At 64.7% G+C, this 15,168-nt stretch carries 8 protein-coding genes; 4 read left to right on the forward strand and 4 right to left on the reverse strand.

What is annotated here, in order from left to right; all coding sequences use genetic code 11:
- Positions 1-98: 98 nt before the first annotated feature.
- Entirely contained in the window at positions 99-1,058 is a 960-nt protein-coding gene (locus tag ABH922_RS24345) for a DMT family transporter (RefSeq protein WP_424809381.1), read from the forward strand.
- On the opposite strand, the gene ABH922_RS24350 is transcribed toward ABH922_RS24345, so the two are convergent.
- The 4 genes from ABH922_RS24350 to ABH922_RS24365 all read right to left on the reverse strand — a co-directional run bounded on the left by ABH922_RS24350 (position 1,012) and on the right by ABH922_RS24365 (position 9,887).
- A complete protein-coding gene (locus tag ABH922_RS24350; RefSeq protein ID WP_424809382.1) occupies positions 1,012-4,329 on the reverse strand; it encodes an arabinosyltransferase domain-containing protein in 3,318 nt (1,105 codons plus the stop codon). The genes ABH922_RS24345 and ABH922_RS24350 overlap by 47 nt on opposite strands.
- A gap of 74 nt (positions 4,330-4,403) precedes the next feature.
- Positions 4,404-7,595, reverse strand: a complete 3,192-nt coding sequence (locus tag ABH922_RS24355) for an arabinosyltransferase domain-containing protein (RefSeq protein ID WP_424809770.1) — start codon at positions 7,593-7,595, stop codon at positions 4,404-4,406.
- A 157-nt stretch (positions 7,596-7,752) separates the two neighbouring features.
- Positions 7,753-8,022 carry a helix-turn-helix domain-containing protein gene (locus tag ABH922_RS24360; RefSeq protein WP_424809383.1) on the reverse strand — a complete coding sequence of 90 codons (270 nt, stop codon included), beginning with the start codon at positions 8,020-8,022 and terminating at the stop codon, positions 7,753-7,755.
- A 50-nt stretch (positions 8,023-8,072) separates the two neighbouring features.
- Positions 8,073-9,887 (reverse strand): glycosyl transferase, encoded by a 1,815-nt coding sequence (locus ABH922_RS24365; RefSeq protein WP_424809384.1) that lies wholly within the window; start codon positions 9,885-9,887, stop codon positions 8,073-8,075.
- Between the two features lie 625 nt (positions 9,888-10,512).
- Here ABH922_RS24365 and katG point away from each other — a divergent pair.
- The 3 genes from katG (at position 10,513) to ABH922_RS24380 (ending at position 15,078) form a co-directional block, all read left to right on the forward strand.
- Positions 10,513-12,747: a catalase/peroxidase HPI gene (katG, locus tag ABH922_RS24370; protein ID WP_424809385.1), complete on the forward strand. Its 2,235-nt coding sequence runs from the start codon at positions 10,513-10,515 to the stop codon at positions 12,745-12,747.
- 115 nt (positions 12,748-12,862) lie between these two features.
- Positions 12,863-13,465 carry a TetR family transcriptional regulator gene (locus tag ABH922_RS24375; RefSeq protein ID WP_424809386.1) on the forward strand — a complete coding sequence of 201 codons (603 nt, stop codon included), beginning with the start codon at positions 12,863-12,865 and terminating at the stop codon, positions 13,463-13,465.
- Positions 13,466-13,479: 14 nt separating this feature from the next.
- On the forward strand, positions 13,480-15,078 hold the full coding sequence (locus ABH922_RS24380) for an MDR family MFS transporter (protein WP_424809387.1): 1,599 nt from the start codon (positions 13,480-13,482) through the stop codon (positions 15,076-15,078).
- Positions 15,079-15,168: the final 90 nt, after the last annotated feature.

Consider the following 15,168-nt stretch of genomic DNA (forward strand, 5'->3'; position numbering starts at 1 on the left):
GAAGATCCTTCCGTCGTCCGATTCGGTAGTAATACTACTGAATCAACGGTTTAATTATTTGCTTGTGCTCAATAGTTCATGCTTGGAGCATTGGTCGGGTGATTACGTCGACCATCTTTACCGCCACCACCAGGGCCGGTATACCGGCAGACCCGCGCCTACTCGTCGTCGCCGGCGCCTGTGCGATCTCGATCAGCTCCGTCCTGATCAAGATCGCGGACGTGGCACCGTCGACCGCAGTGTTCTTCCGATGCTTCCTGGCGGTGCCGGTGCTCACGGTGATGGCATGGCGTGAATACCGACGCGCAGGCCGACCAGGCCGCCGAGCAGTGTTCCTTCAACTCTTCGGTGGCGTTCTGCTCGGCATCGATTTCGCGCTGTGGTCACAGTCGATTCTGATGGTCGGAGCGGGTATCGCGAGTGTGATCGTGAACGTGCAGGTGATTGTGGTGCCGTTGCTGTCCTGGTTGGTCTTCGGTCATCGAGTACATCGGCGGTTTCTGCTCGCCCTGCCGTTCCTGTTCGCCGGTATCGCATTGGCTGGTGGTGTGATCGGCGGCGGAGCCGGTGGATCGGATCTGTTGTGGGGGACGGTTCTCGGACTGATCTCCGGGATCGCCTACGGTGGGTACATTTTCGTCGTGGGGCGGGCCGGGTCGTCGGATCGCGCGGCAAGTCAGGTGTTGATTTCGACGGTGACGGCCGGTGTTGCCGGAACGGCAGTCGGATCGCTGTGGGGCACCGTGGATTTCGCTCCCGGTTGGGAGACGCTCCTCTGGCTCGTCGCGCTGGCGCTGATCGGCCAGGTGCTGGGATGGACGCTGATGGGATACTCGCTCCCGCGGCTACCCGCCGAGGTGGGTGCGAGCCTGCTGCTCATGCAGCCGGTACTCGCAGTCGCGCTCGCCGTCGTCCTGCTGGGTGAAAAGCCCGGCGTCTTCCAATTACTCGGGTGCGCCGTCGTTGTCGCTGCCGTGTCCGCGGTGTCGGTCCGGCGCACCCGAGGTGGGGTCAGTGCACCCGCATCTCGCCGGGCATCCACATCCCTGATCGAGTAGCCGTCCCGGTTTCCACCACTGCCGCAGTGGCATTGGGGAAGTATCGATCGTAGCGTTCGAGCGAACCCCAGTCGCGAGCCCAGTCGTCCTTCAGATAGGTGGGCAAGGTGGTAGCCCCGGCGAGCATCTCGGTGAATCCGAGCGGGCCACCGTTGTCCGCGGACTGCCAGGTGTCGGTGGAACTGACAGCCAGTGGTCGATCCGGCAGAATTCGATAGTTCGGCATCTCCGCGACGCCGTTCTCGTGGCGGAACGGACGCTGGCACGGGAACTGGAGACCGACCGCCCAGTCGAGGAGGATCGGCTGCTCGCTACCGAGGTAGGAGTTCAGCGACGTCAGCACCGGAACCCGGGGCGGGGTGAAGGCGAACCACTGATCGCCGGTGAGGTTCGGGTCGAATGCGCTCACTCGCACGGCGTCGGTATCGGGTGCCAGTTCGTCGATCGGGATGCGCACATTGCGCCACGACGGGGCAGGTCCGATGTCGCGGGGCAGGTACGAGCCCTGGATCGCGACGGTTCCGTCCGGCTGGGTCTTGCCGTATTCGACCAGTAGGGACTGCCCGTATGTGACGTTGCCGGAGTTGTCGACGGACCAGACGCGGCCGGCCACGGACATGACCACCAGCGGCGAATCGTCGCTGCGAGCGGGCAATTGGTACCAACTCGAGATCAGGGAGGCGGGTTCCTGTACGCCGTCCTGGTAGCTGCCCATGACGGGAGTGACGGCGGGGTCGAGACCGAAGGGCAGTTTCGCGATGCTGCCGTTGACGCCGACCGCACCGAAGCCGCCACTCGTCCCGGCATTGGAGCCGGTTTCGAAGCTGGGGCCGACGCTTTGCGAGTCGGTGTTGCCCATGCCTTGTTTGACCTCGACGTAATCGGCTGTCAGGTCACCGGGAACACCGTTGGGTGAGAAGCCCTTCGAGTCGATTCCGGCGAGCGGATCGTCGGGGTTGTAACCCGGTGCCGGGAGCGGTCGTAGATTTCCGGAGTTGGTGTCGGTCTCGACCAGTACGTCCTGGGCCATGCCGCAGGTCTTGCCTGCCAGGGCTTCGATGTTGCTGCGGCCCAACGAGTAGGCGGGATACTGCGACACAGCGCCCTTGGCGAGTGAGAGTACTTCGAGCAGCACCATCAGGCCGGCGACGACGGTCAGTGGTGCCGTCGTGAACTTGCTGATCCGCCGGAACTTCTGGTCGGGCGCGGACTGCGGCCCGGCGAATCCTTCGCGCAGGTACTGCCAGGCGGCCACTACCAGTGCGAGGCCGAACAGTGCCAGGAACAGCGTGTTCGATTGGTGGCCGTTGTAGGAGATGGGCTTGTCGAACCACGGCACGCCGTAGCTCGAGACGTACCAGTAACCGTTGATCCCGGCAAAGGTGAGCGCCAACATGAGGAGCAGTCCGGCGACGAACACCGAACGGTTCCGGTGCGAGCGCAGCGCGGTGGTGGAAACGGCAACGGCCGTCAGCGCGGCCAGTGATCCGGCGATGCCCGCGTACGCACCGAAGTGGTGAGTCCACTTGGTGGGGTTGAACATCATCAGGAAGATGGTGCCGAACACCACACCGACCAGACGCCACGACGGCCCTACCGCCGCGCCGGGTACGCGACCACGACGCAGCAGCATGAACAACGTGGTGAACAGGCACAGGATCATCGTCAAGAATGCGAAGCGGCGCGCAACCGAGCCGTCGACGGTTTCGACGAACAGGTAGTAGTAGCGCAAGAAGTCCTTGTACCACTCGAGATTGGGGCCGATGATCGAACGGACGCGGGTGGCCTCGAGGACGCCCGCGAGGGTCTGATCGGCGAAGATGACCACCAGCACGATGGTGCCCGCGGCGGCGATCGGGGCGATCAGGGGCAGGGTGCCCACCAGCCGGTGGCGTTTGACGACTATCCGCACCAGTGGTCGAACACCGGCGAGAAGGGCTGCGATACACATCAATCCGGTGGGGGCCGCTGCCAGGGTGAACGCGCCGATCAGGACTGCCGTCGCGGCCGGAAGCAGACGGCCGGTGGCGATCGCGCGTTCGATGGAGCACCACGTCAGCAGTGCGCCGAGAGCGACGATGGGCTCGGGGCGCAGACCGTTGTTGTACGCCAACCAGAACGAGAGGAACACAAGTCCGCCGGTCCACAGCGCCACCTTGTTGGTGCGCACCGCCCGGCCGAGCCGCGGAACCACCTCTCGGCTGATGACCATCCAGCACAGGATTCCCGCGAGGAGCGCAGGCAGGCGCATGAACGGGCTGGCCGTGGAGATCTTCGCCATCACCGCCAGTACCTCGTAGTACCAGCCGAACGGTGCCTCGGGAACGCCGAACCAGCGGAAGTAGTTCGCCATGTACCCGGCGTCGGGGGAGACCCGTGCCATGGTGAGCAGGTAGCCGTCGTCGGCGGTGTTCGCGCCGATGAAGTGCCACAATCCGAGCGTGCCGACAACGACCGCGTCGATACCGGTGAACTTCCACCAACGCTGCGGGAGGAAACGTCGATGCTTGCGGCCGTCGGTGCCGTCGAGTCGGCCGAGCGCGACCAGTGCGACGATCGTCGACAGCACGGCGACGATCATCGCGACCAGCTTCAACGTGCTCGGGCTCGACGAGAAGCGGGAGTCGACGGTCATCGTGAAGTTCAGGCCGGCCGGGGCGGCACCTTCGGCGAGGTCACTGAAGACTCCGACCACCTGGGGGCGGAAGTCGCCTTCGAGCTGACCGCGGACCGGATTCCCGTCCGGATAGGTCAGTCCGACGAACTCGGCGCTGGTCCGGTTGACGTCGGAGCTGAATGCGATGGACGTGCACCGGCCCGACTCGACGTCGGCCCGGTTCGCCGACGCGATGACGACGTTGCGATCGAGGACGTCCACGGTCTCGGCGGAGGCGCGCACGAACATCGACGCCAGCGCCGCGCCTGCGCCCTGAGTGGGGGCAGTGGACAGTGCGATGCCACCGCCCTCGGGCAGCGAGCTGACGGCGGTGCAGGGAATCGAGGCTTCGACGTCGATGGGCACCTGAGCCATGAGCGGTGCCTCGACATTGCCGATCACGCCGTTCTGGGGCCAGTTGACCGTCGCCGTGGTCTGCACCACCGGCAGGAGCGCAGTGGCCATGGCCAGTACGAAGCCGAGGAGGCCCGCGATGACGGCGACCCAGCGGGTCCGCCGGAAACGCTCGCGGTCGTCGAGGGCGCCCTGGTGAGCAGAAGCGGGCGGCGGCGGCGAGGTCGGAGTCCGAGGTGAATCTGTCACGGCGTCAGGCACGGCTACCGATGGTATGTCAGAGCGTCACGTGAACCCTACCGAGCCACCGGGCTCGGAAGGGTTCACGTGCGCCGTCACGACTGGTAGCGAATCGGACCAGGGGTCCAGGTGCCGAAACGGTTGGTCGTCTCGACGTTCACCTGTGCCGAAGATGCCGCCGGATCGAGTGGCGTGAACTTCTCGAGTGAACCCCAGTCCCGATCCCAGTCGTCCTTCAGATAGGTCGGTAGAGCGCGCGCCGAGAGCAGCTCGCTGGTCCATCCGAGCGGCCCGCCACCGAAGTGGTCTTGCCAGGCGTTGGTGGACTGGGCTCCGATCCGGTCTGGCAGTACCCGCCATTGCGGGATCTCCGCGACCCCGTCCAGATGGTCGACCGGCCGCTGGCACGGGAACGCCAGGCCGACAGCCCAGTCCAGCAGCACGGGATCGGTGGATCCGACGACGTCCTGCAGCGTCCGCATCGTGGACACTCGCGGCGGAGTCACTGCGAGCCACTGCTCACCACCGACATCGGAATCCGATGCAACCAGTCGCACCGTGTTCGCCTCGGCAGGTAGTCGATCCATCGGTACCCGCAGGTTGCGCCAGGACGGGGACGGCCCGATGTCGATCGGATCGATCCGGCCGAGCGCGGTGACGGAACCGTCGGCAGCTCGCGTTCCGTATTCCACCTGAAGGCTCGCGCCCGGTACGACCACGTTGTCGGTGTTGACGTACCGGATGCGTCCGGCGGCGGCGATGGTGAGCAGCGGTGCCGCGTCGCTGCGTGCGGGAAGCCCGTACCAACCGGTGGTCAGCGCGGAGTCTTCGGTGGAGCCGTAGTTGCCCAGCACGGGTGTGGTGGCGTCGTCGAGTCCGAACGGAAGCGCCACATTGCTTCCGTTGACGCCTGCGGTGGATTGGGAACCACCGCCGGTGCCCGAGCTGGTTCCCGGCGACGCGGTGCCGGTTTGCGAGGTGGTGGCGTCGAGGCTGTTGGCGCTGCCCGCCGTGGTGTCCTCGGCGTCGGCGGTGAGGTCACCTGCGACGCCGTCCGGACTGAATCCGGTGGCTTCGGTGGCCCCGAATGCGCCCGCGCCCTGCATGTCCGTGGGGCGGTCGAGTAGTTGCAGCACACCGGCATCGGGGTCGGATTCGACCAGAACCTCACCGGCCAGTCCGCAGCTGCCGCCGAAGACGGATTCGATGTTGGATTTGCCGATCGAGTATGCGGGGTACTGCGAGACGGCGCCCTTGAGGAGGGACAGTACTTCGAACAGAACCACTGCAGCAGCCGCGATCGTCAGCGGTGACGCAGCGAGCAGGCGTCGACGTCTGGCGGTCGCATTGTCCTCGGACGCCATGCGCTCGTGCGGTTCTCGGACGTGGAACCAGGCAGCCGAGACGAGTGCGAGAACGGTCAGGCCGAGGAACACGGTGGAGAATCCCTTGCCGCCGATGGACGGCGGCTTGTCCCACCAGGGAACGCCGTAACTCGAGACGTACCACCAGCCGTTGGAGCTGGTGAACGCCAACGCCAGAATGAAGAGGATGCCGGCTGCGAACAGGGCGCGGTTGCGTTTGGAACGCATGCTCGACGCGCTCACACCGACGGCGGCGAGAACTGCGACCGTTCCGGCGAGACCGGCGTAGACACCGAAGTGGTGGGTCCATTTGGTGGGTGTGAACTGCATCAGCAGCAACGACGCGAACACGATGCCGAGGATGCGACGCGACGGTCCGATCGCGGTTCCGGGAATGCGGCCTTTACGCAGGATCAGCATGACGCAGAAGATCAGTCCGACGAGCATGACGAACATGCCGAAGCGGCGGGCGAGGGAACCGTCGGGGGAGATGGTCATCAGGGCGTCCCAGCGCAGGCGTTCCTCGAACCAGGGAACGTTGGGGCCGATGGCCGTGCGTACTCTCGTCGATTCGAGCACCCCGGCCAACGTCTGATCGACGAACACCGCGACAAGGACCAACGATCCCGCTGCAAGGACCGGCATGATCTGGGAGAAGAATCCGACGCGTTTGCCGCGTGCGATGAGTATCTTCACGATCGGGCGGGCACCGGCGATCAGTGCGCCTATGGCGATCAGGCCCGACGGACCGGCGGCCAGTGAGAACGCCGCCAACAGGACGGCCAAACCGGCCGGGAGCAGTCGGCCCGTCGCGATGGCCCGTTCTATCGAGCACCACGTGAGCAGGGCGCCGAGGGCGATGATCGGCTCGGGACGCAGGCCGTTGTTGTACGGCAACCAGAAGGACAGGAACACCAGGCCACCGGTCCACACGGCCACCCGATTGCGGCGGACCGCGACTCCCAGCCGCGGAATGACCTCACGGCTGATGACCATCCAGCACAGGATTCCGGCGATCAACGCCGGCAGTCGCATCCACATGCTGGCGGTGCTGACCTTCGCGAACAGGGCCAGGACGTCGTAATACCAGCCGAACGGTGCCTCGGGAACGCCGAACCAGCGGAAGTAGTTGGCCATGTATCCGGAATGCTCCGACACCCTGGCCATACCGAGCAGGTAGCCGTCGTCGGAGGTGTTCGCGCCGAAGACATGCCAGATCACGAGCGTGCCGACCACGACGGCGTCGATGCCGGTGAACTTCCACCAGCGGGCGGGCAGGAAGCGGCGTGCGCGCCGGCCGTCGACACCGTCGATCCGGTGCAGCGCGTACAGCGATGCGAGGGTGGCCAGGGCGGCCACGATCATCGCGAACAGCTTGATCAGGGTCGGGCTCGACGAGAAGCGGGAGTCGATGTCCAGGTGAACGGAAAATCCAGCCGGTGCCGCGCCGTGCAGATCGGTGAAGATACCGACCACCTGCGGTCGGAAGTCGCCGATCAACGTGTTGGTGATGCCGTCGATCCCGGTGACGGCGGCCACTGTCTGCTGGTAGTTGCTGGTGATCGTGAGTGCACTGCAGCCGTTCACGTCGGTCAGCGGCGCCGAGATCACGGTGGTGTCCCGGATCAGGACCCCGAGACGATCGGCGGTGGTGCTGACGGTCAGGCCGCGCGCATTACGGTCCGGCGCGTTGTTCGGCATGGTGGAGAGCACAGTGCCGCCACCCTCGCCGAGTTCGGTGAAGGTGGCGCAGGGGATGGTGATGTCGATGGACGTCGGTGAATACGAGATCAGGGGTGCCGAGACGCTGTTCAGCGCGCCGTTCTGTGGCCAGTCGATGCTCGCCGCGTCTTGTTTGACGGGGAGGAACGGAGTGGCCAGGGCCAGAAGCAGGCCGAGCAGGCCGGTGGTGACAGCGATCAGGCGTGCGGTTCGTACCTGCTGGGAGTCCGACTTCCGAGGGTTCGATTCCGCTGATGCGTCGGGATCGGTCGGGGCGGATGTCGGAGGTCCTGCTGCTTCGAACGGCACAAGGAACGATGTTAGGCGAGTGTGAGTGGCAGCAACCTGAGAGAATCGGTCATGACGCCGCTTCGCGGGTGGTTTGTGGAGTTTCCAGCGCGCGAGCAAGGGTGTCGAGTGAAATACCCAACACCTCGGCGACGGCACTGACGGTGAAGAAGGCGGGCGTGGCGATGCGACCTGTCTCGATCTTGCGCAAGGTCTCCACCGAGATGTCCGCGTCGAGTGCCACCTGGACCATGCTGCGATCGCCGCGAGCAGTGCGCAGCAGTTCGCCCAGTCGTTGTCCTCGCTCGAGTTCTTCCGCGGTCAGCGGTACGCGCACCATGTGGCCTATAGTAATACCGGTATAGTTATCCGCCAAGGCGAGGCGCCCACCTACCGGTTGAAGGTTTTCCCGCCGACCAGATCTCGCACGTCCCACACCCATACGTCGTTCACCCGCACGGCGGGGAAGCCCACCAATTCGTCCACCGTTTGATGCAGTGCGCTGTCACCGTGAGCGCGCGGCAGTACCAGGACGTCGGCGCGCCAGTACCGCAGATCGGTCAGTGCGTCGGCCCTGTTGCCTGCGTCGATGGTCGGAACCTTGCCGGACTTCGTCACGTCGACCAGCAGTGTCGACGTCGGACGTGCCTCGGGTCCGTAGATCCCGGCGCGGGTCTGCGATTGCGGACCCACGAAATAGCCGCCGGCAATGGGGAATCCGAAATCGGCGTCGACCTGCCAGGTCAGGGCCCTGGCGTCGTCCGCACTGGCCACCGGCACGGTGACGAGGGTGCCGTCGCTGATGTAGTCCTCCCAGAGGCCGCTCGTGATGAACGTGGGGGTGGCCGAGCGTTGATCGGCGTCGACCGGGGTGGGGATCAGCGGTACCAGCGCGATCGTCGACGCGATCAGCCAGATCACGGCAACCGTTCGACGTGGTGATCGCAACTCGACGAAAGCGCGGTACGTACCGAGAACCAGGAGTAGTCCGATCGCGGGAATCGCACCCATCGCCAACCGCGATTCCAGTATCGATTCGAAGAGGGGTAAGTGGGCCAGATACTTCCACGGCAGGGTGATACCGGTGTGGGTGCCGTCGACGATCAGTTCCGATCCCAACGACAGCACACCCATCACCACGATCACGGCGGCCGCTGCTCGGGCGATTCGGATCCGCCACAACCATGCCGTGGCACCGAGTAGTACCAGGACGAGCGGCCAGCCGAAGTAGGAGTTCTCCTCGGTCGGATTCATCCGGAACTCGGCGCCCGTCGGATCGCCGGCGACGGATGCGGTCGGATAGGTGACCAGGGAACCGGCGTCGTATCCGGCCTTGCCGTGCGCGACACCGTCGTAGCTGGCCTGACCGAAGAATTGTGACCACAGCGGGATCGCGGTGATCGCGAGTGCGACGGCGGCGCCGACGGCGAGGCCGGGCACGCTTGTGCGTATCGATAGACGAGCACTGCGGATGTCGCTCAGGGCGTACACGGCGGCGAAAACGGTGGCGGACATGGCGAAGATCAGGAGCGGCTCCTCACCCAGGAAGATCTGCCAGGCCAGGAGCAGGCCGAGGATTACACCGTCGCGGATCGGGCGGGTTCCACGTGAAACGCGAACCACCAGGATGAAGATGAAGGGCAATACGAAGAACGAGACGAAATTCGGATGCCCGTTCGCATGCGAGATCATGGCGGGCGCGAATCCGCAGAAACCGGCACCGACGGCGGCCGCGATCTTGCCCCGAACGCCCACGCCGGTCATGACGTGGCGGGAGAAGAGCCAGTACCAGGCGATGGCGCTGCCGGACAGTCCGAGGGTCAGGCTCACGGCGTACGTGGCGGTGGGCCCGAATATCAAGGTGACCGGCGCGAGCGGAACACTGACACCGAACATGGCGGTGTTCGCCATCAGATTCACCCCGACCGGGGCGTTCTGCATGCTGCTCACGAGCGGGCTGTGCAATTGCGCGAGTGCATGCGCGGTATCGGCGAAGAACCATTCCCACATCGCTTGATCTCTACCGGCGTTGTAGAGGTATCCGGATTTCAGGTTGCGCCACAGGTTGGACATCACGTAGATGCCGGCGACGAGGAAGATCGTGGCGACGGTGACGTCTACCGCCCGGCCACGCCGAACTACGGATCGAACCCGCCCGGGCAGCGCTTGTTTCTGCTGAAGGACTCCGGGCACGGTCTCGGTCATACAGTCGTGCCTCTCTGCGATGCTCCTCGACGATCTGCCGATGTTTCGATTCGATAACACTTCTGTCGAGGGTAACGAAGATACGCCTCTTACCGGTTTGCCGCATTTGTCGCTGACGCGCGGGAGCCGGCCGCTCGCGGGGCCCTTCCGATCGGCTCGTCCGCGGCTGCGCGGTGACACGCGGCGGTCGCCGTTTTCGCGCCTGCGGATGCGCGGGTGTGTCGCTACTGCGTGCGCCGCGCGTAGTCCTGAGAAGTCGGTGGGTCGGAGGGAAATCCACTCGGCGGTGGATGCGCGGGACCCGGCGACGTCGGTTTCGGTTCGGCGTCCGCGACGGCGGGCTTGTCGGCGGTCGTATCCGCTGCAGGTCGTTGATCGCACATCGACCCTGAACTCCGGCAGTGCATTTCCGCGATTCAACTTGATCGATTCCAGAAAGATGCTATTACTACAGGGCGGCTCGTTTTCGGCATCCGCGCGTTCGGGGGTCGCCAATGACTCACCGGTAGAACGAATTTCGCGGAGCTGTGCCCAGTTTTCGTCGCGCCCGGTTTTGGTCGCGCCCGGTTTTCGTCGCACTCAGCCCGGTGCGACACCATCAAGGAGATCGTCGGAGGAATATCCAGTGTCAGAAGAACACGTAACCCGCGAAAAAGAGATGAACGAACCTCAGCCCCAGGACGGCGGCGGTTGTCCGGTACTGCACGATCGCCTTCCGCATCCCGCCCAGGGTGGAAGCAACCGTAACTGGTGGCCCACGAGCCTGAACCTGCGGATTCTGAAGAAGAACCCCGCAGTCGGCAATCCGATGGGTGAGGATTTCGACTACGCCGCAGCCTTCAACAGTCTTGACCTGTCGGCGGTCAAGGCCGATATCGAGGCCCTGATGACGGCTTCGCAGCCGTGGTGGCCCGCGGATTTCGGGCACTACGGTCCCTTCTTCGTCCGGATGGCGTGGCATGCGGCAGGCACGTATCGAGTACAGGACGGCCGCGGCGGTGCCGGTGCCGGTATGCAGCGCTTCGCTCCGCTGAACAGTTGGCCGGACAATGCGAGCCTGGACAAAGCTCGCCGCCTGTTGTGGCCGGTGAAGAAGAAATACGGAAAAAACCTGTCCTGGGCCGATCTGATCGTGCTCACCGGCAACGTGGCGATCGAGTCGATGGGACTGCCGACGTTCGGCTTCGCCGGTGGCCGCGTCGACGCGTGGGAGCCCGACGAGGACGTGTACTGGGGGCCGGAGCAGACGTGGCTCGGCGACGAACGCTACACCGGTGACCGCGAGCTCGAAAACCCGCTTGCCGCAGTGCAGATGGGTTTGATCTACGTCAATCCCGAAGGCCCCAACGGTCAGCCGGATCCGGCCGGTTCCGCCGTGGACATCCGTGACACGTTCGCCAAGATGGGCATGACCGACATCGAGACCGCTGCGCTCGCCGTCGGCGGACACACCTTCGGTAAGGTGCACGGCGCCGCCGACCCGGACGCGCACGTGGGTCCCGAACCCGAGGCCGCACCGCTCGAGCAGATGGGTCTCGGTTGGAAGAACAGTTACGGCACCGGTGTCGGAGCCGATGCCATCACCAGTGGGATCGAAGGGACGTGGACGCCCACTCCGACGACGTGGGACAGCACGTTCCTCGAAACCCTGTACGGCTACGAATGGGAGGTCCACAAGGGGCCCGGCGGTGCATGGCAGTGGCGCCCGGAGGGCGGAGCGGCCACCGATCTGGTTCCCGATCCGGCCGATCCGAACAAGCGCCACGCGCCGATGATGCTCACCAGTGACATCGCGATGCGCGTCGACCCGATCTACGAGCAGATCACCCGGCGCTGGCTCGAGCATCCCGAGGAGCTGGGTGCCGAGTTCGCCAAGGCGTGGTTCAAGCTCACGCACCGCGACATGGGGCCGGTCTCGCGCTATCTGGGGCCGGAGATCCCGGCGCAGACGCAGCTGTGGCAGGACCCCATTCCGGCGGTCGATCACCAACTCGTCGATGCCGGTGAGATCGCCGATCTCAAGGCGAAGCTGCTGGATTCGGGCCTGACCGGCGCGCAGTTGATCTCCACCGCGTGGGCGGCGGCGTCGACGTTCCGCGGCAGTGACAAGCGCGGCGGTGCCAACGGCGGCCGTATCCGGTTGCAACCGCAGGCAGGCTGGGAGGTCAACGAACCGGATCAGCTCGCCCAGGTGATCCGTACCCTCGAAGCAGTGAAGGAGTCCTTCGATGCGGTCGGCGCGGCCAAGATTTCGTTCGCCGACCTCGTCGTTCTCGGCGGCGTCGCCGCCGTCGAGGCGGCAGCGAAAAAGGCCGGTTACGAGGTGACGGTGCCGTTCACGCCGGGCCGGACGGACGCGACTTCGGAGCTGACGGACGTCGAGTCGTTCGCGGCCCTCGAGCCGGCTGCCGACGGTTTCCGAAACTACATCGGCAAGGGGCAGCGACTTCCGGCCGAGTACGCGCTCGTCGACCGGGCCAATCTGCTCACGCTCAGTGCGCCGGAGCTGACCGTGCTGATCGGTGGTCTGCGCGTTCTCGGTGCGAATTACGGGCAGTCGCAGCACGGCGTGCTGACCGAGAACCCGGGGGCCTTGACCAACGACTTCTTCGTCAACCTCCTCGACATGGGCACCGAGTGGGCGCCGACGTCCGAGGACGGAATCTACGAGGGCAAGGACACGGCCTCGGGCGAGGTCAAGTGGTCGGGGACTCGTAACGACCTGGTGTTCGGCTCCAACTCCGAGTTGCGAGCCCTCGCCGAGGTCTATGCGTGTGACGACGCCCAGGAGAAGTTCGTCCACGACTTCGTGGCTGCCTGGGACAAGGTCATGTCCGCGGATCGGTTCGATTTGGTCTGATCAGCGCACTTGCATCAAAAATCCGCCGGGGCGATGTCAGTTGTCGTCCCGGCGGATTCTGCTGCGCGGACTTCTGTATTTGCACTTTTGGTTCAATAGTGTAATTTTGCACTCTATGATCGAGAATGCAAATTCTCCGCGTCGGCGTCGTAAGGTCGACACCGCTCGTGGGCTTACCCGCGTCGCGAGGCGGCTGACCACCGAGCGCGGTCTCTCCGGGTTCACCGTCGAAGAGGTCTGCGAAGAGGTGGGAGTCTCCCGCCGGACCTTCTTCAACTACTTCCCGTCGAAGGAGAGCGCGTTCTTCGGTATTCCGGCCGACCGCAACGAGTCCGGGGTGGCCGATCGGTTTCTCGCGGCGGGTCCCAGTGGTGCCGGAGCGCTGATCGACGACCTTGTCGACATGGCGCTCGACCGCTGGGAGATCAGCGGGCTGACGGCCGCGGAGATGGCGATGCTCTCCGTGGCTTTCGAGCGTGAGCCGCGACTGGTCGGCCGACTCCTCGAACTGGCCGGCGAAGAAGAGCGAAGCGACATCGCCCTCGTCGTGCGCCGCGAAGGGTGGGGCAGTGGCGATCTGCGCGCCGGCGCTGCCGTGCAGCTCGTCGGTGCGCTGTTTCGCTCGAGCGTCGAGGAATTCTTCCTGCCCGATACGGATCAGGATCTGTCCACCATTTTGCGAAACCGTCTCGGCGCGGTGCGCGAGCTGTTCCTGTGAACGAACGGAAAGTCATGCCCACCAACGAATCCACGCCGTTCCTGCTTACCAGACGGCGGATCTGGATCATCTTCAGCGCTCTCATCGCCGGGATGCTGCTCGCCAGCCTCGACCAGACCATCGTCTCGACAGCGATGCCGACCATCGTCGGTGAACTCGGTGGCGTCGAACATCAGGTGTGGATCACCACCGCCTACCTGCTGGCCACCACCATCGTCATGCCGGTGTACGGAAAGTTCGGTGACGTGCTCGGCCGACGACGTCTGTTCCTCGTCGCCATCGCGATCTTCACCCTGGCCTCGCTGGCCTGCGCCTTCGCCACCGATTTCTGGTCGTTCGTCGTCTTCCGCGCACTGCAGGGACTAGGTGGCGGCGGGCTGATGATCCTTTCGCAGGCGATCATCGCGGACATCGTGCCCGCCAACGAGCGCGGTAAGTATCTCGGCCCACTCGGAGCGATCTTCGGCCTCGCCGCTGTCGGTGGACCGCTGCTCGGCGGATTCTTCGTCGACCACCTCACCTGGCAATGGGCGTTCTACATCAACATTCCGGTCGGGATCGCCGCTTTTGCCATCGCGTACTTCGCGCTGACCCTGCCGAACAAGAAGGCGGACAAACCCATCGACATTCTCGGTGTTGTGTTCTTGTCCGTCGCCACGACGTGTCTGATCTTCTTCACCGATTTCGGCGGCGACAAGGGACACGGTTGGGTGGCCTGGGAAACATGGCTCTGGGGCCTCGGATTGCTGGTTGCGGCAGCGCTGTTCGTCTTCACCGAGTCGCGGGCGAAAGATCCGATCATCCCGTTGAGTTTGTTCCGGAATCCGATCTTCCTCAACGCCACCGCAATAGGTCTGGTACTCGGCATCGGTATGTTCGCCGCTATCGGATTCGTGCCGACGTTCCTGCAGATGTCGTCCGGTACGTCGGCCGCTGCCTCGGGTCTGTTGATGCTGCCGATGATGGTCGGTCTACTCGGTACCTCCATCGGATCAGGTATCGCCATCACCAAGACCGGGCGTTACCGGATGTATCCGATTCTCGGTACGGTCGTCACCGCAATCGCGATGGCGTCGATGACCACACTCGCCGCAACGACGCCGATCTGGCTGATCTGCGTATTCCTCTTCGTCTTCGGTTCCGGCCTCGGCCTCATCATGCAAGTGGTGGTTCTCGTGGTGCAAAATGCTGTTCCCGCAGCAGAACTCGGGACGGCCACGTCCACCAACAACTACTTCCGCGAGGTCGGTGCGGCACTCGGGACCGCTGTGTTCGGAACTCTCTTCACCACGCGCCTCGCCGAAAACCTCACCGGCGTTTTCACCGACGCAGGCGCATCCGCGACCGATGCGGCACACGCGACCGCAACGATCAGTCCGGGAGTGTTGAACAACCTCCCGGACCAGCTTCGTGACGGGGTGGTGAACGCGTACGCAGATGCGCTGGCGCCGGTGTTCTGGTACCTCATTCCCTTCATGGTCATCGCGTTCCTGTTGGCGCTGTTCCTCAAGCAGATCCCGCTCTCCGATCAGGCCGGCCTGGTGGCTCGTGGCGAAGCGATCAGTGGTGCAGAGGCCGAGCGACTCGAGGCCGAGCAGCGCGGTAACCGTTGACGTGAGTCTCGAACCACAGGTCGCCGTCGATCACCGCGGACCGGTTGTGGGGTGGGTGTCGAGCTCTCCCGTCGTGGCTGCGTCGGAGTT

The sequence above is a fragment of the Rhodococcus sp. 27YEA15 genome (assembly GCF_049739425.1).
GTDB lineage: Bacteria > Actinomycetota > Actinomycetes > Mycobacteriales > Mycobacteriaceae > Rhodococcus_F.